Origin of the sequence: Streptomyces sp. NPDC051738, from assembly GCF_044453205.1 — a bacterium.
GTDB lineage: Bacteria > Actinomycetota > Actinomycetes > Streptomycetales > Streptomycetaceae > Streptomyces.
Genome location: NZ_JBITCM010000006.1, coordinates 118,439 through 142,000, shown reverse-complemented (window position 1 = coordinate 142,000; position 23,562 = coordinate 118,439). Strand labels below are relative to the sequence as shown.

Annotated in this window: 18 protein-coding genes; 6 read left to right on the top strand and 12 right to left on the bottom strand. The window is 72.8% G+C overall.

Annotation, left to right across the window (positions count from 1 at the left end; genetic code table 11):
- Positions 1-54 precede the first annotated feature (54 nt).
- From ACIA8X_RS16190 to ACIA8X_RS16145, 10 genes are all read right to left on the bottom strand, one after another.
- Positions 55-1,602: an ABC transporter ATP-binding protein gene (locus ACIA8X_RS16190; protein WP_399458507.1), complete on the bottom strand. Its 1,548-nt coding sequence runs from the start codon at positions 1,600-1,602 to the stop codon at positions 55-57.
- Positions 1,599-2,408 carry an ABC transporter permease gene (locus ACIA8X_RS16185; RefSeq protein ID WP_393447552.1) on the bottom strand — a complete coding sequence of 270 codons (810 nt, stop codon included), beginning with the start codon at positions 2,406-2,408 and terminating at the stop codon, positions 1,599-1,601. Before ACIA8X_RS16185 ends, ACIA8X_RS16190 begins: the two co-directional genes overlap by 4 nt.
- Positions 2,405-3,358, bottom strand: a complete 954-nt coding sequence (locus ACIA8X_RS16180; RefSeq protein WP_399458506.1) for an ABC transporter permease — start codon at positions 3,356-3,358, stop codon at positions 2,405-2,407. Before ACIA8X_RS16180 ends, ACIA8X_RS16185 begins: the two co-directional genes overlap by 4 nt.
- The gene (locus tag ACIA8X_RS16175) at positions 3,355-4,917 is read right to left on the bottom strand and encodes an ABC transporter substrate-binding protein (protein WP_399458505.1); all 1,563 of its coding nucleotides are present in this window, start codon (positions 4,915-4,917) and stop codon (positions 3,355-3,357) included. The genes ACIA8X_RS16180 and ACIA8X_RS16175 overlap by 4 nt, the downstream gene beginning before the upstream one ends.
- 19 nt (positions 4,918-4,936) lie before the next feature.
- Positions 4,937-5,830: a class I SAM-dependent DNA methyltransferase gene (locus tag ACIA8X_RS16170; protein ID WP_393448063.1), complete on the bottom strand. Its 894-nt coding sequence runs from the start codon at positions 5,828-5,830 to the stop codon at positions 4,937-4,939.
- A gap of 152 nt (positions 5,831-5,982) precedes the next feature.
- Positions 5,983-7,245, bottom strand: coding sequence for an MFS transporter (locus tag ACIA8X_RS16165; RefSeq protein ID WP_393447546.1), 1,263 nt, complete (start codon positions 7,243-7,245; stop codon positions 5,983-5,985).
- The gene (locus ACIA8X_RS16160) at positions 7,229-8,284 is read right to left on the bottom strand and encodes a mandelate racemase/muconate lactonizing enzyme family protein (protein WP_399458504.1); all 1,056 of its coding nucleotides are present in this window, start codon (positions 8,282-8,284) and stop codon (positions 7,229-7,231) included. Before ACIA8X_RS16160 ends, ACIA8X_RS16165 begins: the two co-directional genes overlap by 17 nt.
- Positions 8,281-9,366 (bottom strand): PLP-dependent cysteine synthase family protein, encoded by a 1,086-nt coding sequence (locus tag ACIA8X_RS16155; protein ID WP_393447542.1) that lies wholly within the window; start codon positions 9,364-9,366, stop codon positions 8,281-8,283. Before ACIA8X_RS16155 ends, ACIA8X_RS16160 begins: the two co-directional genes overlap by 4 nt.
- Positions 9,363-10,208, bottom strand: coding sequence for a Rossmann-like domain-containing protein (locus ACIA8X_RS16150; RefSeq protein ID WP_399458503.1), 846 nt, complete (start codon positions 10,206-10,208; stop codon positions 9,363-9,365). Before ACIA8X_RS16150 ends, ACIA8X_RS16155 begins: the two co-directional genes overlap by 4 nt.
- Entirely contained in the window at positions 10,205-11,461 is a 1,257-nt protein-coding gene (locus ACIA8X_RS16145) for an ATP-grasp domain-containing protein (protein WP_399458502.1), read from the bottom strand. Before ACIA8X_RS16145 ends, ACIA8X_RS16150 begins: the two co-directional genes overlap by 4 nt.
- Positions 11,462-11,609: 148 nt before the next feature.
- Between ACIA8X_RS16145 and ACIA8X_RS16140 the strand changes: the two genes are divergently transcribed.
- Positions 11,610-13,097, top strand: a complete 1,488-nt coding sequence (locus ACIA8X_RS16140) for an alpha/beta fold hydrolase (protein WP_399458501.1) — start codon at positions 11,610-11,612, stop codon at positions 13,095-13,097.
- 137 nt (positions 13,098-13,234) lie between these two features.
- Positions 13,235-13,789 (top strand): hypothetical protein, encoded by a 555-nt coding sequence (locus tag ACIA8X_RS16135; RefSeq protein WP_399458500.1) that lies wholly within the window; start codon positions 13,235-13,237, stop codon positions 13,787-13,789.
- Between the two features lie 5 nt (positions 13,790-13,794).
- On the opposite strand, the gene ACIA8X_RS16130 is transcribed toward ACIA8X_RS16135, so the two are convergent.
- The gene (locus ACIA8X_RS16130) at positions 13,795-16,683 is read right to left on the bottom strand and encodes a SpoIIE family protein phosphatase (protein WP_399458499.1); all 2,889 of its coding nucleotides are present in this window, start codon (positions 16,681-16,683) and stop codon (positions 13,795-13,797) included.
- 170 nt (positions 16,684-16,853) lie between these two features.
- Here ACIA8X_RS16130 and ACIA8X_RS16125 point away from each other — a divergent pair, with 170 nt between their 5' ends.
- From ACIA8X_RS16125 to ACIA8X_RS16115, 3 genes are all read left to right on the top strand, one after another.
- Positions 16,854-17,894 (top strand): alpha/beta hydrolase family protein, encoded by a 1,041-nt coding sequence (locus ACIA8X_RS16125; RefSeq protein WP_399458498.1) that lies wholly within the window; start codon positions 16,854-16,856, stop codon positions 17,892-17,894.
- A gap of 22 nt (positions 17,895-17,916) precedes the next feature.
- Positions 17,917-18,741 carry an alpha/beta fold hydrolase gene (locus ACIA8X_RS16120; protein ID WP_393447528.1) on the top strand — a complete coding sequence of 275 codons (825 nt, stop codon included), beginning with the start codon at positions 17,917-17,919 and terminating at the stop codon, positions 18,739-18,741.
- Positions 18,742-18,891: 150 nt separating this feature from the next.
- Positions 18,892-19,641 (top strand): DUF4142 domain-containing protein, encoded by a 750-nt coding sequence (locus ACIA8X_RS16115; RefSeq protein ID WP_093911740.1) that lies wholly within the window; start codon positions 18,892-18,894, stop codon positions 19,639-19,641.
- A gap of 63 nt (positions 19,642-19,704) precedes the next feature.
- On the opposite strand, the gene ACIA8X_RS16110 is transcribed toward ACIA8X_RS16115, so the two are convergent.
- Positions 19,705-20,286 carry a hypothetical protein gene (locus ACIA8X_RS16110; RefSeq protein ID WP_393447526.1) on the bottom strand — a complete coding sequence of 194 codons (582 nt, stop codon included), beginning with the start codon at positions 20,284-20,286 and terminating at the stop codon, positions 19,705-19,707.
- A gap of 194 nt (positions 20,287-20,480) precedes the next feature.
- Here ACIA8X_RS16110 and ACIA8X_RS16105 point away from each other — a divergent pair, with 194 nt between their 5' ends.
- The gene (locus tag ACIA8X_RS16105) at positions 20,481-23,546 is read left to right on the top strand and encodes a beta-N-acetylglucosaminidase domain-containing protein (protein WP_399458641.1); all 3,066 of its coding nucleotides are present in this window, start codon (positions 20,481-20,483) and stop codon (positions 23,544-23,546) included.
- Positions 23,547-23,562: the final 16 nt, after the last annotated feature.

Below are 23,562 nucleotides of genomic sequence, written 5' to 3'. Positions count from 1 at the left end.
GGCCGCTCGCCGAGGCCTTCCCGTCACCCTCAGCGAGCCCGCCCGGAGGTCGGCTCATGTCCGGGTCCCCGCCTCCAGGCGCTCCGTCGTCTCCATGAGGGAGATGGTGAACGGATGCCGTGGCTCCGTCAGGACCTGCTGCGCCGGGCCCTGTTCGACGAGTTCGCCCGCGTCCAGTACGGCGACGCGGTGAGCCAGGCGCGCGGTGTCCAGGTCGTGGGTGATGAGCACCAGGGACAGGTCCTCCTCCTCGCCGACCAGGCCCGCGAGGACGTCGAGGATGCCGCGCCGGGTGACCGTGTCCAGGCCGGAGGTGACCTCGTCGCAGATCAGCACCCTGGGGCGGGCCAGCAGGGCGCGGGCGAGGGCGGCGCGCTGAAGTTCGCCGCCGGAGAGTTCGCCGGGGCGGCGGTGGGCCAGTTCCACCGGCAGGCCGAGGCGGGCCAGGGTCGTCGCCGCCTCGTCCGTCGCCGCCCGTTCATCGGCACCGCGCAGCCGTACCGCCGTACGGGCCACCTGCCGCAGAACGGGCCGGTGCTCGTCGAAGGCGGCGCGGGCGTCCTGGAAGACGTACTGCACGGCGGCGAGTTGGGCGCGACTACGCCGGCGCAGGCTGCGCGGGAGCGGGGTGCCGTCGAGCAGGACCTCGCCGTCGTGCTCGCGGTGGAGCCCCGCGAGGCATCGGGCGAGCGTGGTCTTGCCGCTGCCGGAGCGGCCGACCACGGCCAGGCATTCGCCGGGGTGGAGGGCGAGGTGCGGGGTGCGCAGGACGGTGGTCCGGCGGTCGTGTACGGCGGTCAAGTCCCGTACTTCCAGGATGGGTTGGCCTGACTCCGCGTACGCCCCGCCCTGTGGGACCGCGCGCTGTTCGTCGAGCAGGCGGCGCGTCCACTCGTGCCGCGGCGCCGTCCACAGCCGCTCCACCGGGCCCGACTCCACGACCCGGCCCGCGCGCAGGACGAGGACCTCGTCGGCGAGGGCGCGTACGACGTCCAGGTCATGGCTGAGCAGCACGATCGCGATGCCGCGGGCCGCCACCGCCGCGAGTTGCCCGACGACCCGGCTCTTGGTCAACGCGTCCTGGCCGGTGGTGGGTTCGTCGGCGACGATGACGCGGGCGCCGAGCAGCAGGGCCTGCGCGAGGACGACGCGTTGCTGCTGGCCGCCGGAGAGCTGGTGCGGGTAGCGACGCAACAGCGCCTCGGCGTCCTGGAGTTGGGCGTCGGACAGGGCCCGCAGGACCAGTGCGCGGGCCGCCGTACGGCGCTGCGCGCGAGGCAGGTGGCGGACTTGCGGGCGCGCGATGTCGGCGAGGAGGGCGCCGACCCGGCGGGCCGGATTGAGGACGGCGGCGGGGTGCTGGGGGACATAGCCCACCGGGCCGTCGCCTGTCCGCCGGACCTCGCCCGTGACGCGGGCGCCGGGCGGGTACTCGCCGAGCAGGGCGAGACCGGTGGTGGTCTTGCCGCTGCCGGAGGCGCCGACGAGGGCGGTCACCTTTCCGGGGAGCACCCGGAGGTCGACTCCGTCGACGATCGCGTGGCCGTCGATCTCGACGCGCAGGTCGCGGATCTCGGCGACCGGGTCCGGCACGTCGCTCACGGGCGTCGCCCCCTCTTCTTGGTCGGGTTCTTCTCCAGGGCCGCGTCGAAGAGCAGGTTGGTGCCCATCGTCAGCGCCACGATCAGCAGTGCGGGCACCACCACGGCCCACGGCTGCACGAACAGGCCGGTGCGGTTGCGGTCGACCATGACCGCCCAGTCGGCGGCGTCCGGCGCGACACCGACACCGAGGAACGCGGCCGTCGACACCAGGTACAGCACGCCGGTCAGCCTGATGCCGGCGTCGGCGGCGAGGGTGCGCAGCGCCGACCTTCCGACGTAGCCGACGGCGATCCGCCACCAGCTCTCCCCCTGCATGCGCAGCGCCTCGACGGCGGGTCGGGCGGCGGCCTCCCCCGCGGCCGCCCGCACGATCCGGGCCGCGTCGGGCACGTTCACCAGGGCCACGAGCAGCGCGAGCCCTACCGCGCCCGGCGAGAACACGGAGGCCACCAGCAGGATCAGCAGCAGCGACGGCACGGCGAGCAGCACGTCCAGGGGCCGCATCAGCAGCTCCTCCAGCGGGCGCAGCCGCGTCAGCGCACTCATGAGCGCGACCGGGACGGCCACGAGATAGGCGAGCGCGGTCGCGGCCAACGCGGTGACGACGACCGTACGGCCGCCCAACAGCACCTGGTGCCAGACGTCGCGGCCCACGAAGTCGGTGCCGAGCCAGTGGTCGCCGCCGAGGGTGAAGGACGTGGCGCGGGGGCCGGGGTCACCGGTGAACAGCGGTCCGAGGAGGGCGAGGACGAGGGGGACGGCGATGACGCCGAGGCCGAGCGCGAAACGGCGGTGCGTGGTCATGCGGCCACCCCCGCGCGCGGCGTGAGCCGGTGGGCCACCAGATCGGCACCGAGATTGAGGACGACCGTCAGCACGCCGAACACCACGGCCAGCCCCTGCACCACGGGTACGTCACGTTCGGCCACGGCGTTGAGAAGCACCGTGCCCAGGCCGGGGATCACGAAGAGGGCCTCCACGACGATCACGCCGCACAGCAACCAGTCGACGGTACGGGCGAGTTGCTGCACGGCCGGGGCGAGGGCGTTCGGCAGGGCGTGGGCGTAGCGGACGCGGGCGCCGGGGACGCCGTAGCGGCGGGCGTGGGCGGCGTAGGGGGAGGCGAGGGCGTCGATCATGCCGGCCCGCACCAGGCGGGACAGCGAGCAGACCGGGCGGGACAGCAGGACCAGCACCGGCAGGACCAGCGCCGCCGGATGGGCGAGCAGGTCGGTGCCGTAGCCGAGCGCGGTCGGCGGCAGCCAGGCCAGCTTGATGGCGAGGACCGTCACCAGCAGCACCCCGAGGGCGAACTCGGGGACCGCGTACACGGCCAGCGTCACCGAGCTGACCAGCCGGTCGACGAGCCGCCCCTCGTGGCGGGCGGCGAGCACGCCGAGGCCGAAGCCGAGGGGGACCAGGAGGGCGAGGGTGAGCGTGGCGAGCAGCAGGGTCGGGCCGAAGCCGTCGGCGAGGTACTGGGTGACCGGGCGAGGGGAGGTCAGGGAAGTGCCGAAGTCGCCGTGCATCAGCCCCGTGGACCAGTCGGCCAGCCGCTCGTACGCCGGCCGGTCCAGGTCCATCGCCTCGCGGATCGCGGCGATGCGCGCGGGGTCCGGCTGGTCGCCGGCGAGGGCGACCGCCGCGTCGCCCGGCAGCGCCTCGGTGAGCGCGAAGACCAGCAGCACGACGCCGACGGTCTGCGCGACGCCGAGGAGCAGCCGCCGGGCGACGAAAGAGCGAAGTCCGCTCACGCGAGCCACACCTTGTCGAAGCGGGCCCAGTCGAGGGTGTTGGCGGGCGCCTTGGTCTCAACCCCCTTCACCGTCTTGGCCGTTCCGATGATCCAGTCGGCGAAGCCCCAGATGAGGAAGCCGCCCTCGGTGTACAGGCGGCGCTGCATCCGCTCGTAGACGGCGGCCCGTTCGGTCTTGTCGCGGGTGGACTGGGCCTGCTCGTACAGGGCGTCGAAGTCCTTGTGCTGCCACTTGGTGGCGTTGGTGGTGGAGCCGGTGAGCAGCCGCTGGGAGATGTGGGCCTCGATGGGCATGGCGCCGGAGCGGTAGCAGGACAGGGTGCCGGAGTCGAGGATGTCGCTCCAGTAGGAGTCCTTGCTGCCCATCTTCACGTCGATCGTGACGCCCGCCTTGGCGGCCTGGTCGCGGAAGATCCCGGCCGCCTCGGTGAACCCGGCGGCGACGGCCGAGGTGTCCAGGGTGACCTTGAGCTTCTCGGCGCCGGCCTGCTTGAGCAGGGCGCGGGCCTTGTCGAGGTCCTGGGCGCGCTGCGGCAGGTCGGCGGCGTAGTACTCGTATCCCTTGCCGAACAGGTCGTTGCCGACCTCGCCCGCGCCGGACAGCGCGCCGTCGACGAGTTCCTGCCGGTCGGCGATGAGGAAGAAGGCCTCGCGGACCCGCTTGTCGTCGAAGGGCGCCCGGTCGGTCTTCATGCAGAACGCCTGCATGGCGCTGTTGCGCAGCCGCACGATCTCGATCTGGCCCTTGCCCTCGTGCGCGCGGGCGGTGGTCGGGTTGAGTTCGTGGGCGTACTCGACCTGGCCGCCGAGGAGCGCGTTGACGCGGGCGGACTCCTCGTTGGCGACGACGAACTCGATCTCGTCGAGGAGCGGGGCGCCGTCCCAGTGGTCGTCGTAGCGGCGGAAGACGGCGGAACGGCCGGGCGAGAAGGAGACGAACCGGAACGGGCCGGAGCCGATGGGCTTGGCGTCGAACTCGGTGGCGTTCTCGGGGACGATGTACGCGCCGAACGCGGCCAGGATGTTGGGGAATTCGGCGGTGGGCCGCTTGAGGACGAACTCGATGGACCGCTCGCCGGTGGCGCGGCTGGCGTCGAGGTCGATGGGCTCCAGGGACGCCTTGGCGCGGAAGGCCTGCTTCGGGTCGGCGATCCGGCGGTAGCTGTAGAGGACGTCCTTGGCGGTGACCGGCTTTCCGTCGTGGAAGGTCGCCTGGCGCAGCGTCACCTGCCAACGGTCCAGGCCCTTGTTGGACTCCCACTTCTCGGCGAGGCGGGGCTCGGCGGAGAGGTCGGCGCCGTAGTCGGCGAGCTTGTCGAAGAGGGCCTTGGCGCGGGCGACGTCCGCGAAGAGGTTGGCCAGGTGCGGGTCGAGGGTCTCGCTGGCCCCGCCTCCGGCGAACGCGGCACGCAGACGTCCGCCGCGCTTCGGGGTGCCGGAGCCACCGGCCGCCTTGTCGTCCGTGTCGCCGCCGCAGCCGACGAGGGCGAGGGCGGCGGCGCCCGTGGTGGCGGCGAGGAAGCCGCGGCGGCGCAGGCCGGGGAAAACGTCGTGCATGAGTGAGTGATCCTTCGTTTCAGTGGGTGTGGCGGCGTGCGACGACGTGCAGCCGGTCCTGGTCGGTGGCGGCTCCGGGCAACTCGCCCTCGGCCCAAGGTGGTTCGGTACGCGGTCCGGGCCCGTCGTGCAGTTCGAGCACCTCGAAGCCGTGCGCTGCGAGGAAGTGCCGTAGCTCGTGCGGGAACAGCAGCCGCCAGGCGGAGCGCTGTTCGACGGGCGGTGTTCCGTCGTCGGCCGTCCAGACGCGGGTACGGCGAAGAAGCTGCGCCGTGCGGTCGACGGTCAGGGTGGTGGTGGACCGGTAGGCGGTGCCCTGCCAGGTGAAGGCGTTGACGGACGGGGCGTCGAGGAGGTCCGTACGGCCCAGGAAGTACGCCCCGTTGCGCATCTCCGCGACCAGCAGGCCGCCCGGCGCGAGGGCGTGGCGGCAGGACGCGAGGAACCCGTCGAGCTGGTCGTTGGTGTGGCAGTACAGCAGGGAGCTGTCCAGGCAGACGACCGCGTCGAAGGCGGCATCCGGGCCCAGGTCGAAGGCGTGCAGGTCGGCCCGGACGTACGCCGGGCCCGGGTGGTGGGCGCGGGCGTGCGCCAGCATCGCCTCGGAGAGGTCGGCGCCGGTCACCGTACGCCCGGCGGAGTGCAGGTGGGCGGCGTCGCGGCCGGTGCCGCAGCCCATGTCCAGGACGCGGGGCCCGGCGCCGTGGCGGCGCAGGCAGTCCTCGGCCCAGCGTCCGGCGAGCCGGTCGGGGTCGGGGAAGCGGGCCTCGTAGAGGGCGGGGTTGTCGGTGAGGAGGTTGCGGCCGGCGCGCGGGGCACCGGTGCCGGAGTTGCCGGTCCCGCCAGGACGGACGTTGGCGAAACCGCCGCTCCCGACCGGACCGCCGGCATCGAAGCCGCCCTCCCCGACCACTGCCGCGACGCCCGCGTCAGCCCACTCGCCCGGCGTCGCGACCGCCATGTCCGGCTCGGAGCCGACCGGGCCGGTGGCGATGGCGCCTGGGCCCCCGCCCGCCCCTTCGCCGTCGGCCGCGCGCAGATCCGTCTCTTCGCCCCGCGCCGCACTCACGCCGAGCTCCTCTCTCCGGCCTGAGCGGAAACCGCCGGTGCCGGCTCTGCGGGGAGCGCCCCGCGCCGGTGCAGCCAGGCCACCCCGCCCGCCGAGGCCAGCCCGAACACGGCGCAGCACACCCACGGCAGCCACGCGCGGCCGTCGCTCTCCCCGGCGTCCATGGCCCAGCCCACGACGGTGTTCCCGACGGCGGCGGCGACGCCCGAGACGACGTAGAAGATCCCGAAGTACGTGCCGGTCAGCTCGGGGCGCCCGAAGCGCGGGATCAGCTCCATCACGAACGGCGAGGCGACCATCACGCCGAGGTAGAGCAGCAGCGCGCCGAGCAGCACGGGCCCGGCGTCGAGCCACCCGGGCGATCCCGCGCCCGCCACCAGCGCGGGCGGCAGGAAGGCGAGCCCCATCACCGCGAGACCCACGGCGATCCAACCCGCCCTGTTCCCCCGGGACTTGAGACGTCTGGTTATCCTCAGCTGGAGCGCCAGGTTGGCGACCGTTCCGACGAGGAAGACGATGCCCGCCGCTCCGTCCCAGCCGGTGGCCTCGCGGGCCCCGTCGGGCAGCAGCAGGTAGAGCTGGTTCTCCAGGGTGAACATGCCGACCATGGCGAGCGCGAAGGCCAGGAAGGCCCGGTTGCCGAGCACCTCGCGCCAGTCGCCGAGGACCCCGCTGCCGCTGGGTTCGACCTTGCGCGCGGGCAGGACGAGGGCCTGGGCCACGGTGAGCACGGCGAAGATCCCGGCGGCGGTCAGCGCGGACGTACGGAAGTCGACGAGCAGGAGCGCACTTCCCAGCAGCGGTCCGATCAACGCTCCCGTGGTCGCGAAGACGTTGAACAGCGCGAACGCCTCCGCCTTGCGCTCCCCCGACTCCTGCGCGAGATACGTCCGTACGGCAGGGTTGAACAGCGCCCCCGCGAGCCCGCTGAGCACGGACGCCGCGAGCAGCACCGGCAGCCCGTCGCCCAGCGCGAACAGCGCGAATCCGGCGGTCCGCAGCGCGCACCCGGCGATGATGACGCCGCGCGCCCCGAGCCGGTCCGACGCCGAGCCGCCGATGATGAACAGGCCCTGCTGGCTGAGGTTGCGCACGCCGAGGACGATCCCGACGACCGCCGCCGACATGCCCAGGTTCTCGCCGAGGTGGGTGGCGAGGTACGGGATGAGCAGGTAGAAGCCGGTGTTGACGCCGAGCTGGTTGACCAGCAGGAGCTGGACGGCGACGGGGAAGCCGCGCATCTCACGCCACGTCCTCATGTGCCGTCACCTCCTCGACGCCCAGTCCCGGCCGGTCACTCGCGCGTACGAAGCCGTCGGCGCCCCCGATGCCGGTCCACGGGTCGTGCGCGAGCAGCAGATGTCCGTCGAGGTCCACCCAGCGGGCCCGGTCGGCCAGGTGCACGGCGGGCGCCAGCCCGAGGCTGCTGGCCGTGAGGCAGCCGAGCATCAGCTCGGTCCCGCTGCCTTCGATCAACTCGGCGATCCGCAGGGCGGCTTGGAGCCCTCCGCACTTGGCGAGCTTGACGTTGACCCCGTGGACCCGCCCGGCCAGGCGTCGTACGTCGTCCGGGCTCACCGCGTCCTCGTCGGCGATGACCGGCAGCGGCGACTTCTCGGCGAGGGCGCTCAGCGCATCCGGGTCACCGGGAGCGAGGGGCTGTTCGACGGCCTCGACCCCGAGTTCGGCGAACCGGGGCAGCAACCGTTCGGCCTCCGCCACGCTCCAGGCACCGTTCGGGTCCAGCAGCAGCCTCGCGTGCGGGGCCGCGTCCCGGATGACCCGTACGCGTTCCACGTCGTCGTCGGGGTCGGGCGCCCCCGCCTTCACCTTGATGACCTCGAATCCGCGCGCGGCCAGACGCCGGGCCTGGGCGGCCCCGTCCGCGAGCGAGGTGATGCCGATGGTGCGGGCGGTGGCGGCCTCGGGCGGCGCCGGCGCGCCGAGGAGGCGGTGGACGGGGACGCCCGCGCGCTTGCCGGCGAGGTCGACGAGCGCCGACTCGACGGCGGCGGTGACGGCGGGGGGCGTATCGGCGTCCGATGCCGACTCCCCCGCGCGCAGGGCCTGAAGGGCACTCTCCGGATCGGCGAAGCGCCGCAGATCGACGTCCGCCAGCAGCCGTGCCAGTGTGTCGGCGTCGAGCCCGTAGTACACGCTGCTGACGGCCTCGCCGTAGCCGGTGACCCCCTCGTGCTCGATGCCGAGCCACACGGCGTCGCGCGCGGACATGGTGGAACGGGAGATGCGCAACGGCTCGGCGAGTTCGAGTCGTACGGTGCGCAGGCGGGCCTTCACTGGGTCCTTCCGGGAGAGATCGGATCGGCGACCCGCGTACACCGCGCCCAACCGCGCGCCTCGGCGGCGTGCGGGTGCGGTATCTCCACGGGGCGGGTGGCGGCGCAGGCCGGGTCGAGACCGTGGGCGGCGAGGAAGTCGTCGTCGTAGACGGTGCCGAGGTAGCGGTGCGGCCCGTCGGGGAACACGGTGGCGACGACCGCGCCCGGGTGCACGCAGGCCGCCCAGGCGGCGACCCGCGCGACGGCTCCGGTGCTCCAGCCGCCGCTGACGAAGGAGCCCCGGGCGAGCCGTCGGCAGCTGTCCACGGCTTCGGCGGGGCCGATCCAGTGGACCTCATCGAAGGCGTCGTAGGCGACGTTGCGCGGGTGGATGCTGCTGCCGAGGCCGCGCATCAGGCGGGGCCGGGCGGGCTGGCCGAAGATCGTGGAGCCGGTGGCGTCGACGCCGATGAGCCGCAGCGCGGGCCAGTGCCGGCGCAGCGGGGCGATGACGCCGGCGCTGTGGCCGCCGGTGCCGACGCTGCACACGAGGATGTCCAAGTGGTCGAGCTGGGCGCCGAGTTCGGCGGCGAGGGAGGCGTATCCGGCCGTGTTGTCGGGGTTGTTGTACTGGTCCGGCCAGTAGGCGCCGGGGAGTTCGGCGAGCAGTTCACGCAGTCGGCCGAGGCGGGCCGCCTGCCAGCCGCCTTGGGGCGCGGGACGGTCCACGATCTCCATGCGGCAGCCGTGTGCGCGCAGCAACTGCCGCATGGACGGCTCCAGTTCGCTGTCGCCGACCAGCACGACGGGATGGCCGAGGGCCTGTCCGGCGAAGGCGAGCCCGATGCCGAGCGTGCCGGAGGTGGACTCCACCACCGGGGCGCCGGGCCGCAGTTCGCCGCGCTCGCGCGCGCCGAGCAGCATCGACACGGCGGCCCGCGCCTTCATGCCGCCGGCCGCGAGCCCTTCGAGCTTGGCCCAGAACCCGGGGTGGGCGTGCGGCAGTTCGGTGGTGACGCGGACGACGGGGGTACGGCCGAGCAGGGCGAGCAGCTCCGGGCGCGCGGCGGGCGGCCGTACGGCGGCGGTCGTGAGGGTCATCGCTCACCTCCGGGACACCGGTACCGGTGGATGACGCCGGGCCCGCCGTCGAGCCAGAAGAAGGGGTACGGCTCCGCGCACACCGCGCTCACGCCGTGCCCGAGGAAGCGGGGCAGCACCGCGCTGCCGGTCTGGGCGAACATCACCAGCTGCTTGCCGTGCCGCAGCGCGTGCTCACGCAGCGGTTCGAAGGTGCCGTTGCCCAGGGTCATCCCGGACACGAGCAGCGCGTCACAGCGCCCCGTCGCGGCGAGCGCGTCGGTGACCACGGGTTCGCCCCACTCGGTCACCCCGCCCTTGAGGTCGCACGGCACAGGGCGAAGCCCGCGCGAACGCAGCGCCTCCAGCAGCGAGTTGACGACCCCGACCACCAGGACCGTCGAACCGGCCGGCAGATCCAGCAGCTCCACCACGGCCTGCGCCCTGGCCCTGGACTTCTCCAGCGACGACCCGGCGGGCAGCGCGACCGGCTGCGCCCCGTGGTCCGGCGTGTGCGGGGTGACGTGCATCAGATAGGCGTCGAGGGCGGCCACCCGCACGGCGGGCAGCGGATGGTCGAGGAGCCGTGCGACATCGGCGCCGACGCAAGTGTCGAGCGCGCCGTCGGGAAGTTCCCCCGGCTCGACGGCACACGATCCGACGGCCTCGGCGAGGCGGAGGCTGAGGACCTCGTTGCGGTAGCCGGTGCCACGCCCGTCGTGCCGTACGGCCTGACAGGTGGTGAAGGCGACGGCGATGCGCTGGGTGCGCGGGTCGGGGCCGAGGGCGCCTTCGCGGACCCGGGCGACCAGTTCGTCGTACGTCCGACAGGACGCCGTCGGCGAGGCGTCGAGGGCGGTCATCGGATCACCAGTCCCGCGCGCAGCCCGGACAGCAGGCCTTCGACGCGGTCGCGGGCGCCGAGGCCCTCCGGGTCACCGGCCATGACATGACCGAGGTACTCGTTGTTGCTGCCCGCCGCCTTCACGGTCTTGCCGGGTTCGGCGAGCTGTACCTCCAACACCCCTTCTCCATCGGCCAGTTGACCGGCGCCGAGCGCTTCGAGCGTGCCCGCACGATCCGGGACGAGGAAGCCGATGGCGGCACTGCGCAGCCCGGTGTCGGTGCGCCCGAGGTCGGGGGCGCGGCCGAGGGCGACGTCCACGAAGGCGGCGGCGAGGTCGATGCCGGTGACATGGCGGACGAGCTCGGTGATGCGGTTGCCGGCGGGCCGGGGGTTGACCTCGACGACGCGGGGGCCGGCGGAGGTCAGCTTGATCTCGGTGTGCGCCACGACGCCGTCCGTCAGCCCCAGCGCCTTGAGCGCGCCGAGCGCGGTCTGTTCGGCGGCGTCCGTGTCGGCGAGCGACAGGTCCGCCGGGAACATGTGGCCGGTCTCGATGAAGGCGGGCGCTCCGCCAATGCTCTTGTCGGTGACCCCGACTATGTGCACCGCGCCCGCGTAGGACACGGTCTCGACGCTCACCTCGGGGCCGTCGAGAAGCTCTTCGAGGAGGACGGCGGGGGTGCGTCGCTGTCCCCGGGCGTTGACCGGGAAGTCGGCCAATGCCCGGAAGACCTCGGCCAGTTGGGCCTCGTCGTCGACTCGGCGCACATACATGCCCGCGCACAGGTCGACCGGCTTGGCGACGAGCGGATAGCCGATCTCCCTGGCGGCCGACGCGAGGCCGGCCCACTCCTCGTGCACGGCGAAGCGCGGTCCGGGCAGGCCCGCGTCGGCGAGGACGCGACGGGTGGCGTCCTTGCGGCAGGCGTTCCCCACCGCCTCGGGGCCGGGTCCGGGCAGTCCGAGGTGTCCGGCGATCCGGGCCACGGTCGGCAGGTAGTAGTCGCAGGAGGTGATCACCCCGTCGAAGCCCAGGACCGAGTGCAGCCGCTCCACCTCGGGCAGCAGGGCGTCGAGGTCGTTGGTGTCGGCGGTGATCACGTTGCGGGCGCCGAGCAGCGGATGCGCGGTCCCTTCGGGCGCCGAACGCAGGTAGTGATGCAGGTCCCGGGTGAGGAAGGTGAACTCGTGTCCGCCCTCCCGGATCGCACGTGGCAGCAGCCTGCTCATCGACCCGACCCAGCTCTCTACCACCAGCAGATGAGCCACAACTCCCCTTTTCGTGCCGTGAGTTCAGACGTCAAGGCAGCCCGGAGCGCCCCTCGGGCGGAGGGGTGCCGGACTTGACGCACACACGTTAGCGATAATCATTTTCATTTACTAGTCCGTTCTTACCCTGCTGCCCCGGAGCGACCTCTTGTCCTTCCCGTCCCGCCCCACCGCTCTGCTGTGCGCCCTCGTGGCCGCGGCCGCCCTGCTCCCCACGGCCACGGCCACGCCCGCCCGCGCGTCGACCTCCCTCACCTTCGGCCCCTGCCCGGACTCCGTCCCGACCCCGCCCGCACCGGACCGCGTGGAGTGCGGGCGCCTCACCGTCCCCCTCGACCGGCGGCACCCCTCCGGCCCGCGCATCGAGATCGCCGTCTCCCGCGTCCCCGCCTCCGGCACCCCGGCCGAGCGCCGCGGCGCCCTGCTGGTGAACCCGGGCGGCCCGGGCGGCTCCGGTCTCCCCTACGCGGTGACCAAGCGCGCCAAACTCCCGGCGAGCGTGCGGCGTTCGTACGACGTCATCGGCTTCGACCCGCGCGGCGTGGGCCGCAGCACCCCGGTGGAGTGCGGCCCGATGGGCGGCCTGTTCACCGCTCCGGGCACGGACCCGGTACCGACGACCCCGCGGGCCGAGCGGACGTACCTCACCTCACTGCGCGCGCTGGCCGACGACTGCGCGGCGGGCGCGGGCACGGAAGTGCTGCCGTACCTGTCCACCGAACAGACGGCCTACGACATGGACGCGATCCGGGCCGCGCTGGGCGAGCCCCGGACGAACTTCCTCGGTGTCTCGTACGGCAGCTACCTGGGCGCCGCCTACGCGGCACGCTTCCCGCACCGGGTGGGCCGGATGGTGCTGGACAGTGTGGTCGGCCCCTGGGACTGGTACGACTTCGACGTCGTCCAGAGCCGTGCGATGCTGCGCGCCCGCGACACGTTCTTCGCCTGGACGGCCACACATGCGGCGCGCTTCGGGCTGGGAGACGCCACGGACGCCGTACGGCGGTCGTATCTGCGCGTGCGCCAAGGACTCACCGCCCGCCCGGTGAACGGCTTCGGCCCGGCGGAGTTCGACCGTGCCGTCTACCGCGCGCTGGGGCGCACCGAGCGCTGGGCGGGCCTTGCCGACGGGCTGCGCACCTACCTGACCGACGGCAGCCCCGACGGTCTGCGGCCCGCGTCCGCCTTCGACAGCCCCGAGTCCCGCAACTACGAGGCGGCCAACCGGATCGTGAAGTGCGCGGACGGGCCGGGGCCGACGCCGCGCGAGATCCTGGCGGACATCCGCCGCACCAGGCGTCTCGACCCGCAGCCGGTCCTGACCGGCATGGAGGCGTCGGCCTGCGCGTACTGGCACCACCGCCCGAACCGCCGTACGCCCCTGGGCAGTCCGGCCGCCCCGCCGGTCCTGCTGGTCGCGTCCGCGCACGACCCGGTGACGCCGATCGAGGGCGCCCGGCAGCTGCGGGAGGTGCTGCCCGGTTCCCGGCTGGTGATCCTCGACGACGACTACTCCCACGGGGTGTTCGCGAGCCGGGGGAACGCCTGCGTGGACGGGGCGGTGGGGGCGTATCTCGTCGACGGGATGGTGCCGGAGGCGGATGTGCGGTGTGCGGGGCCGGGGTTGCCGGCGTGAAGGACCCTGGAAAGTTCCAGGCACCCATAGGGGCTGCTCTGCGTCATGGTGATCCGGTCAGGCAGCGCAACGGTCAGGAACATGACCAGAACTCGGGCAGTCCGAAAGGGAACGGGGACACCATGCGATTTCGAAGGATGGCCGCGACCACGATGGTCCTTGCCATGAGCGCCATGGCGATGATGACCACCTCGGCCTCGGCACGGGGAACGGACACAACCACCACCCTGACGGCCGCGAGCCGCGGGCTGAAGCTCACTGAAGCACAGGCAGATCGCCTGAAGGCGGCCTCGCACGCAGGGCCCTCTCTGACGGCCGATGAGGCCCTGGCCGTGCTCGGTGCATCGACCGCGAAGACACTCAGCGCCGATTCGGGCGCGGCACAGGGCAGCGATTCCTCCCTCAGGGAATGCTCCGAGATGACCTTGTGGGGGGATGAGCTGGGCAACTACACGTTCACGAACCACTTCTTCTGGCGCAGCGCGGGGACCCCGGTCGAGGGCGACTTCACCATCACCACGAACGGCCTCTGGCCCACCCACGACAACTACGAACCGATGGGCGTGGACCAGGAGTACAGCGGCTATCTGGATGACACCGGCTACTTCGCGACAGAGACGACGGCCTTCACCTGGGCGCTCACGACGGAGAACTGGTTCTGCTACGGCGACTTGCACGCCATATGGGAGTGAGTCCGCTACGGCAGCGGCTGCTCAGCCCAAATAACCTTCCCGTGCGGTGAGTACCGCGTCCCCCACCGCTCGGTGAGCTGCGCGACGAGGAACAGGCCGCGCCCGCCTTCGTCCTCGGTGCGGGCGCGGCGCAGACGGGGTGAGGTGCCGCTGCCGTCGGAGACCTCGCAGATCAGGGTGCGGTCGCGCAGGAGGCGGAGCTGGAGGGGGCCGGTGGCGTGGCGGATGGCGTTGGTGACCAGTTCGCTGGCGATCAGTTCGGTGGTGAAGGCCAGCTCGTCGAGGTGCCAGGCGGCGAGCCGTTCGGTGACCGCAACCCGCGCGCGGGAGACGACCGCCGGGTCACTGGGCAGGTCCCACTGGGCCACGCGGTCCGGGCCCAGGGCGTGGGTGCGGGCGACCAGCAGCGCCACGTCGTCGCCGGGGCGGGCCGGGAGCAGGGCGTCGAGGACGGCCTCGCAGGTCTCCTCCGGCGGGCGGTCGGCGCGGCCCAGCACGGCGCGCAGCTGGTCCAGGCCGGCGTCGATGTCACGGTGCCGGTCCTCGATCAGGCCGTCGGTGTAGAGCACGAGCTGGCTGCCCTCGGCCAGCTCCAGCTCGACCGTCTCGAACGGCATCCCGCCCAGGCCCAGCGGCGGGCAGGAGGGCAGGTCGACGAAGTCGACCGTGCCGTCGGGCGCGACGACCGCGGGCAGGGGGTGCCCGGCGCGGGTGAGGGTGCAGCGCCGGGACACCGGATCGTAGACGGCGTACAGACAGGTGGCGCCGACGATGCCGCAGTCGGGTGCGCTCTCCGCGGCCCAGCCCTCGCCCCTGTCGAGCCGGGCGACCAGGTCGTCGAGGTGGGTGAGGACGTCGTCGGGCGGCAGCTCCAGGGAGCAGAAGTTGTGGACGGCGGTGCGCAGTCGGCCCATCGTGGCGGCGGCGTGCAGGCCGTGCCCGACCACGTCGCCCACGACGAGCGCGACCCGGGCGCCGGACAGCGGGATCACGTCGAACCAGTCACCGCCGACACCGGCCTCCGCGGGCAGATAGCGGTAGGCGACCTCGACGGCGCTCTGCTCGGGTCGGCCCCTCGGCAGCAGGCTGCGTTGCAGGGTGAGGGCGGTGTTGTGCTCGCGGGTGTAGCGGCGGGCGTTGTCGATGCAGATCGCCGCGCGGCCGACCAGCTCCTGCGCGAGGGACAGGTCGTCGTCCTCGAAGGAGGCGGGCCGCAGGGAGCGGTAGAAGCTGACCACCCCGAGGGTCGTGCCCCGCGCCCGCAGCGGCACGGTGATCAGGGAGTGAATGCCGGCCGCGAGCACCCGTTCCAGCCGCGCCGGGTCCTGCGCGATCCAGCCGCCCGCCTCGGACAGGACGGGTTCCAGTACGGACTGCCTCGTCTCCAATGAGCGGGCCTGCGGCGTGGACGCGACGTACTCGACGTGATCGCCGACGTCGTAGAGGTTGTGCGGATCCCTGCGTACGGCCCGGATGGCCACCCGCCGCAACGCGGTCCGGCCGCCGACCGCCTCCGGTTCCTCGCCGCGCAGCACGGAGTCGGGCAGGTCGACGGCGACGAAGTCGGCGAACCGGGGGACGGTCACCTCGGCGAGCTCCTGCGCGGTGCGCGTGACGTCGAGGGTGGTGCCGACGCGGACGCTCGCGTCATGCAGCAGCTCCAGGCGCCGGCGCGCGAGGAGGGCCAGCCGGCCGACGCCGGGCTCACCCACGAGGAGCAGCCAGCCCTCGGCGCCGGCGCCGTCCGGGTCGGGTTCGGGGAGGCTGGCGGGCCGGGGCGGGGATACGGCCGGGCGCGGGGCGCCGGTCCCGTCGGCGTATGCGTCCGGTGCGGGCGGCCGGGGAGTCGGGCCGGGCGGTGCGGGTGCTTCGGTGGACTCCGGTGCGGGCCGGGGCAGGGGTGCTGTGGCGGACTCCGGTGCGGGCCGGGGCGGGGGCGACGCGGGACCGGGCGGCTCCGGACGCACATGCCTCAGGCGAGGCCCGCCCAGCACCCGCACCTCCACCGCGACCCCGCTCTCCCCCGCCGCTCCCCGCACCTGCCGGCGCCACAGCATGGCGGTCCGGCCGCTCGGCAGGGTGATCTCGTCGAGGGTGCGGTGCGGCGCGGCGAGGAGTTCCTCGGCCTTCTCGCGCAGTACCGCCAGGTCGATCCGGGCGAGGGAGCCGCCGTCCTGGCCGGGCTGCGGTTGCGCGGGCTGCTTCGGCCGGCCCCGCGCATGGCCGTCGGCCCGCCGGTACGCGGCGAGGAGCGCGCGTTCCCGTCGGGTGGCCTGCTCCAGCAGCAGGGCCTCGATGTCCCGGGCGGCGTCGCGGACCATCCGCACCATGGCCGGGTCGCCCTGGTCGCGCAGGCAGGTGAGATCGAGGACGGCCTCGATGCGCCCGCTGAGCGGGTCCCGGACGGGCGCCCCCGCACAGGCGAAGGGCTGCAGACAGTCCGCGAAGTGCTCCCGGCCGGCGACGTAGACGGGGCCGCGCTCGGTGAGGGCGGTGCCGATGCCGTTGGTGCCCACGACCGGTTCCGAGGCGTCGAACCCCGGGGCGAACCGGACCGCGTCGAGGCGCTCGCGCAGATGTCGGTCCCCGCCGAGCCGCTGGACCATCCGGCCTTGTCCATCACAGAGCGCGATCGCCATGCCCACATCGGCGAGGGAGGCGGACAGCGCCTTCAGGACCGGGTCGACGGCGCGCAGCAGCCGGTCGTCCAGCGTCACGTCATCGGTGTAGCGGACCAGCAGCCGGTGCGGTTCGAGCCCGGCGGAGCGGCATCGCTTCCAGGAGTCGAGCACCGAGTCCCGCACGTCCGACTCGACCAGTGAGCCGGCGAGGAAACGTTGGTGCGCATCGACGAGCCCGCCGATGTCGTCCCAGGCGACGGACAACGGGATCACTTCCCTCACCTGAAGCCGTCCCGGTCGCGCGCGCCGCCACTCGGCCCATGGCCCGGTGGGCTTCTTCGAGCGGTATCACCCTAGCCCCAATGTGACGCGCCTCACAACGGGCCCGTCCGGGCCTCGTGGAGGGGGCGCGTCCGCCGACCGAGGGCCGGATACTTGACGTCATGCGGTTACTGCGAGGCGCCTCGTGTCTCGCCGCCGGGCTCACGCTGGTGGCCGCCGTGGGCTGCACCGGAGCCGACGGCGCGGACACGGCGCGCACGGAGACCCCGTCGACGTCACCGCGGACCGGCAGCGCGACCCCCACGGCGACGCCCTCACCTTCCCCGACGCCCGCGGACCCGGTCTCCCTCCCCGCCCTGATGCGGCGCGAGCACCGGGGTTCCGACCTCCGGCTCGGTGCCGTACGCGTCCGTACCGACGCGTATACGCAGTACGCCGTCACCTACCGCGCCAACGACCTGACGATCTCGGGGATCATGAACGTCCCCGAGGGCGAGGGCCCGTTCCCGGCGCTGGTCCTGGCGCACGGTTACATCGACCCGGACGTCTACACCACCGGCCGCGGCATGCCCCGGGAGCAGGACCTCCTCGCCCGCAGGGGCTATGTCGTCCTGCACACCGACTACCGCAACCACGCCGGTTCCGACGACGACCCCGACAACGACGTCAACCTGCGGCTCGGTTACACCGAGGACGTCATCGCCGCCGTGCTCGCCCTGCGCTCCGCCGTGCGGCCGAACGTCGACGACGAGCGGATCGGGCTGGTGGGGCGGTCGATGGGCGGTGGAGTCGTGTACAACACGCTGGTCGTGGCGCCGGGTCTGGTCGACGCCGCCGTCGTCTTCGCGCCGGTCAGCTCGCGCCCGGAGGAGAACATCGACCAGTTCCAGCGCCCCGAGGGCGACCCGCTCGTCGAGGAGATCGAGACGGCGCACGGCACGCCGCAGGAGAACCCGGAGTTCTGGCGGCAGGTCTCACCGGTCACCTACGTCGACCGGGTCACCGAGCCCCTGCTGATCCACCACGGCACCGCCGACGACACCTGCCCCCTGGCCTGGACGAGGGAGACGGTCGCCGCGTTCGACGCGGCAGGCAAGGACGTGGAGCTGCGGACGTACCGGGGCGAGGGGCACACCTTCGGGCCGCGGTGGCCGGACTCGATGGACGCCACCATGGCCTTCTTCGAACGGAACCTGCGCTGAGCGATGAGAGGAGAACCAAGGCATGCCACGGGTCGCGGTGAACGGCGTCGAGCTCTTCTACGAGGTGGCGGGCGACGGCGATCCGCTGGTCCTGGTCCATGGGTCCTGGGGCGACCACTACAACTGGGTGCCGGTCCTGGAGGCCCTCACCCGGGACCACCGCGTGCTGGTGTACGACCGTCGCGGACACAGCCGGAGCGAGCGCCCGCCGGGGCAGGGGTCACGGCGCGAGGACGAGGACGATCTGGCGGCGCTGATGGAGATCCTCGGCTTCGCCCCGGCGTTCGTCGCGGGCAACTCGTTCGGTGCGTCGACCGCGTTGGGCCTGGCCACCCGCCGCCCGGAGCTCTTCCGGGGGATCGTCGCGCACGAGCCGCCGCTCATGGGCGTCGTGGCCGACGACCCCGCGTCCCGTCCAATGATGGCGGCCACCGGGCGGCGTATGGCGTCCGTCGTCGACAGGTTGCGGGCGGGTGAAACGGTCGCGGGGGCAAGGCAGTTCGTGGAGGAGGTCGCGTTCGGTCCCGGGGAGTGGGAGCGGATGCCGGGCCGGGTGCGGGAGACGTTCCGCGCCAACGCGGCCACGTTCGCGGACGAGCAGGGCGACCCGGCCTGGGCCGACCTCGACCTCGGCCGTCTCGCCGGCTACCCCGGGCCCGCCCTGCTGACGAAGGGCAGCGAGAGCCCGCCGTGGTTCGCCACGATCGTCGGGCGGCTCAGCGGCGCGCTCCCGCGGTCGGCGACGTACACCTTCGACGGCGCCGGACATGTCCCGCACGTCACCCATCCGACCGAGTACGCGCGTCAGGTGACCGCTCTGGTCGCGCGGGGCCGCCGAGCGTCGTAGGGGCCGATCGGCCGGTTCCGTACGCGCGTTTCGTGGTGGGTTGTGACGGACGACGCACAGCGGATCGCAAGTTTTTTCCCGCGGCGATGATTGTTTCCCGCGATGCATCCGTACCTCAGGGGGTACCGGCCGTTCACGACAGGAGTCACGATGCCCATCTCGCGCCGCATGGTAGGCACCGTCTTCGTGGGAGGTGCCCTCGTCCTCACCCTCTCCGCCCTCGCCTACCCCGCCATGCTGGGCGTGGAGACCACCTCTGCCAACCAGGACCGCATCATCGCCAACACCCAGTACGGCCCGCTGACCGAGGCCGACCGGGACTTCGTCGTCAAGGTCCGCGCCGCCGGGCTGTGGGAGCACCCGCTGGGCCTGATGGCGATGCAGCGTGGGACGACCCCGGCGATGAAGGAAGCCGGTGAGCACCTGGTCGTCGGGCATGCCCGACTCGACCTCGCCTGCCGCAAGCTCGCGTCCGAGCTGAACATCACGCTGCCGAACCAGGCCAGCCCGCAGCAGCAGCAGTTCGTGGCGACCGTGGACTCCAAGACCGGCAAGGAATTCGACGCCACGGGTGTCGCCATCATGCGTGTGACGCACGGGCAGATCTTCCCGGTCATCGCGAAGATCCGGGGCACCACGCAGAACAGCATGGTCCGTCAGCTGGCCGACCTGGCGAACGACACCGTGCTCGACCACATGACGATCCTGGAGAAGACGCAACTGGTCAACTTCGACGCCAACAACTTCCAGCAGACCACGCCGCCGAAGCTCCCCAAGGACCAGATGACGCCGCCCGCGCCCCAGCCGGGCGCACCGGTCCTCACCCTCGCCATCCCCAAGGGCCTGGAGGACCTGAACACCGCGTCCCCGTCGGCGCTGCCGAGCGCGGACGTCAAGTGACGGCGGCAGTGGGCCGCCGTGCGGATCGTTGTGCCTGATCACGCCGGGCAGGGGGACGCCTGATCAGCCCGTCTTCCAGCCCCACGGCGTGTCAAGCCGCTCCCACTCTGCGGCCCACTGCTCCAGCCGCCGCCGCTCCAGGCCCAGCCGTACCGTCCAGGAGCACCCGAGCACGACGCCGCCGGCCGCCCCCGCGGCGAGGACGCCTCCGGCGATCGAGTGCAGCAGGATCTCGGTCTCGGACAGCGGCTCGTTGACGACGACACCGTTGCGGTCCGCCCACACCTCGACCTTGCTGCCCGCGTGCGTCCTGGGCGGCACCCGCGCCTCGTCGGTGCGGATCGTGCCGTCGGGGTCGGTCCAGCGGACGGTGCCCCACACGAGATGGTCAGTGGTGACCTGCGAGGTTCCCGGAGCCTCGGTGTCCTTCACCAGTACGGCCGTCACCTTGCGGCTCTGGGCCCGTAGCTCCTCGGCGGAGTGCGTGACCGCGTCCGCCGCCACCACCCCCGCGAACACGGCGGCGACCAGCGCGAACACCCACGCGCACAACACGACCCAGGCCTCGACGAGGTCACTGCGCCGCCGCAGCGGACTGCGCCGCCACCGCCACAGCCGCACCTTGGGGCGCTCCGAAGCAGCCATGCCGACACCCCCTTGAGCACCGACGGCACATATATCCAGTGTGCGCCACTTGCGGCGGCCCGCCTCCTCAACGAACCCGCAACGAAGCCATTGAATGAAGCATTCAACATCCCTAGCATCTCCCGGTGGATACATTCACCCCGGGAGGATCCTTGCTGCCGTCCCTTCGTGTCAGACATCCACGCCGCCCGCTCATATCGGCCACCGCCGCCCTGCTCCTGGCCCTCGGTCTCACCGCACCCGCGGCGAGCGCCGCGCCCGAACCCTCCGCCCCGAGCCCGCAGGTCTGGCCGACGCCCAAGACCATGCACGCGCACCCGGGCCGACTCACCGTCCCGGACCAGGTCGTCGAGGTCGTCGGCCCGGACACCGACCCCTTCGCCCGGCGCCTCGTCGCATCGGTCCTGCGTGACGCCGGCGCCCGACGCATCGTCACCGTGCCCGCGGGCGAGAAGCCACCCGCCTCCGCCCTCACCGTCTACCTCGGCGGCCCCACCGAAAACACCGACACCGGGCGGGTGTTGAGGCGACTCGGCGCCAAGTCCCCGGCAGGGCTGCCCTCCGGCGGCTACGTCCTCGCCTCCGGCCGCTCCCACGGCCGGGGCCTCCTCGCCCTCTCCGGCGTCGACACCACCGGCACCTTCTACGCGGCCCAGACCCTGCGCCAGCTCGTCACCGAGGACCGCGTGCCCGCGGTGACCGTCCGCGACTGGCCCACGGCCGCCCTGCGCGGAGTCATCGAGGGCTTCTACGGCACCCCCTGGTCGCACGCCGAACGCCTCGCCCAACTGGACTTCTACGGCCGTACGAAGCAGAACGTCTACGTCTACTCCCCCAAGGACGACGACTACCTCCGCGCCCGCTGGCGCGACGAGTACCCGCCCGCCGAACTGGCGAAGCTGAAGGAACTGGTCGACCGGGCCCGCGCCAACCACGTCCGCTTCACCTACGCCCTCTCCCCCGGGCTCTCCGTCTGCTACTCCTCCGCCGCCGACATCAAGGCGCTCACCGCCAAGTTCGACTCGCTGTACGCCATCGGCGTGCGCTCCTTCGCGATCCCGCTGGACGACATCAGCTACACCACGTGGAACTGCGCCGCGGACGAAGCGGAGTTCGGCACGGGCGGGGGTGCGGCGGGCGCCGCGCAGGCCCATCTGCTCAACACCGTGTGGCGGGACTTCAGCGCCGGACACCCGGACCTGGAGCCCCTGGAGATGGTCCCCACCGAGTACTCCGACCTCGCGGACTCGCCGTACAAGAAGGCGCTGCGGGAGAAGCTCGACCCGTCCGTGGTCGTCGAGTGGACCGGCGTCGGCGTGATCGCGCCGACCATCACCGCCGAGCAGGTCGCACAGGCACATGAGGTGTACGGCCACCCGATCCTGGTCTGGGACAACTACCCGGTCAACGACTACGTCACCAGCCGCCTCCTGCTGGGCCCCTACACGGGCCGCGAGCCGGGCGTGGCGAGCGCCGCGACCGGGGTGACCGCCAACCCGATGGTCCAGGGCGAGGCGAGCCGGATCGCGCTGTTCACGTCGGCCGCGTACCTCTGGAACCCGGGCGCCTACAACCCGCGGGCCGCGTTCCTCGCCTCGGTACGGGATCTCGCCGGGCCGGGAGCATCCAAATGGCTGCGCGTCTTCGCCGAGAACAACTACTCCTCCCAGCTCGACCCGACCGAGTCACCCACCCTCACCGCCCTCATCGCCGCCTTCCGCAAGGCCTATGAGCAGGACAGCGGGCTCGATCGAGCGGCGGCGCGACTGAAGTCGTACTTCAGCGACATGGCGGCCACCCCGGCCCAGCTGCGGGCCCGCCTCGACAACCCCGGGTTCCTGGCGGAGACCTCGGCCTGGCTGGACAAGCTCGGCCGCTACGGCACCGCGGGCGAGACGGCCGTGGAGCTGCTGCTCGCGGGCAAGCGCGGGGACGCCGACGCCGTGTCGACGTACTGGAACCGGCTCAGGGGCGAGCGCAAGGCACTGGACGCCATCCCCCAGCAGGTGTCCCCGGGAGTGATGGACCAGTTCCTCTACACCACGCTGCTGGAGAACGCCCCCGACCCCGGCGTGGACGCGGCCTTCACTCCCCACTCGCTCTCCCTGAAGCCGGGTTCATCGCAGACGGTGACCCTCGACCTGTCCGACGAGCGGTCCACGTCCGCGAAGACGGTCACCTGGAAGCTGGACGTGCCCGACGGGGTCACGGCCTCGCCGAGCGAGGGCAGCGTGACCGTTCCGGCCGGGGGCAGCGCGTCGGCCACCGTCACGCTGACCGCCACCAAGCCGGGCGTGCACTCCGTCGTCGTCTCGGGTGACGGCGTCCTCGCCCGCGCGATCCCGGTCCAGGTGACGGAGGGCACCGGCTCGTCCCGCGCCCTGACGGCCAACTTCAGTGGCGCGTCGGTCAGTTCGATCGACCTCGGCTCCGGTACGGCCACGGACATCGCCGTCGGCGGCAACCCCGGCGAGGTCGTCGTCAGCGCTGACGGGCGCACCGCCTATGTCGCCAACCAGGGCTCGAACACGGTCAGCGTGATCGACGTGGCGCGGAGCACGGTCACGGCCACGGTCGCCGTGGGCCGGGTCCCGGCCGGGCTCGCCCTCACCCCGGACGGCGGCACGCTCTGGGTCGCCAACTACACGGACGGCACGGTCCAGCCCGTGGACACCGGGACGCTGAAGGCGGGGGCACCCGTCGCGGTCGGCTCGGGTCCGGAGAACATGGCGGTCACGCCGGACGGCAGGACCCTGTACGTGGCCAACATCCACGACAACACGGTCAGCCCCGTCGACCTCGCCTCCGCGAGCGCCGGGAAGGCCATCGCGGTCGGCCCCCGGCCCTTCAACGTCGTCGCCTCGCCGGACGGGAGGACGGTGTACGTGTCCAACTCGGGCGGCTCGACGGTGACGCCGATCGACACGGCGACGAACGACACCGAGCCGACCCTGCTGGTCTCCGGTCAGGCCTACGGCCTCGGTCTGTCCCCGGACGGCCGGACGCTGTGGGTCAGCCCCAGCAACGGGGACTTCGTCACGCCGGTCGACACGGTGAGCGGAGCGCCGGGCGCCAAGGTGACGGTCGGGCGGTCCACCTTCGACATCGGCCTGGACTGGAACGGCCGTACGGCATACGTCACGACGGCGGACGGAAACGTCCTCGTCCCGGTCGACACCGCGTCGGGCGCAGCCGAGGAGCCCTTGAAGACCGGGGCCTATCCGCTGGCCGTCGCCCTGACGCCCGTACCCGTGGAGTGATCAACCGCCTGGAGTG

Coding starts and splice junctions, on each gene's coding strand:
- ACIA8X_RS16150 (WP_399458503.1), bottom strand. CDS start 10,208: ATGACCGCCCTCGACGCCTCGCCGACGGCGTCCTGTCGGACGTACGAC.
- ACIA8X_RS16155 (WP_393447542.1), bottom strand. CDS start 9,366: ATGACCCTCACGACCGCCGCCGTACGGCCGCCCGCCGCGCGCCCGGAG.
- ACIA8X_RS16175 (WP_399458505.1), bottom strand. CDS start 4,917: ATGCACGACGTTTTCCCCGGCCTGCGCCGCCGCGGCTTCCTCGCCGCC.
- ACIA8X_RS16115 (WP_093911740.1), top strand. CDS start 18,892: ATGCCCATCTCGCGCCGCATGGTAGGCACCGTCTTCGTGGGAGGTGCC.
- ACIA8X_RS16185 (WP_393447552.1), bottom strand. CDS start 2,408: ATGACCACGCACCGCCGTTTCGCGCTCGGCCTCGGCGTCATCGCCGTC.
- ACIA8X_RS16125 (WP_399458498.1), top strand. CDS start 16,854: ATGCGGTTACTGCGAGGCGCCTCGTGTCTCGCCGCCGGGCTCACGCTG.
- ACIA8X_RS16135 (WP_399458500.1), top strand. CDS start 13,235: ATGGCCGCGACCACGATGGTCCTTGCCATGAGCGCCATGGCGATGATG.
- ACIA8X_RS16110 (WP_393447526.1), bottom strand. CDS start 20,286: ATGGCTGCTTCGGAGCGCCCCAAGGTGCGGCTGTGGCGGTGGCGGCGC.
- ACIA8X_RS16120 (WP_393447528.1), top strand. CDS start 17,917: ATGCCACGGGTCGCGGTGAACGGCGTCGAGCTCTTCTACGAGGTGGCG.
- ACIA8X_RS16165 (WP_393447546.1), bottom strand. CDS start 7,245: ATGAGGACGTGGCGTGAGATGCGCGGCTTCCCCGTCGCCGTCCAGCTC.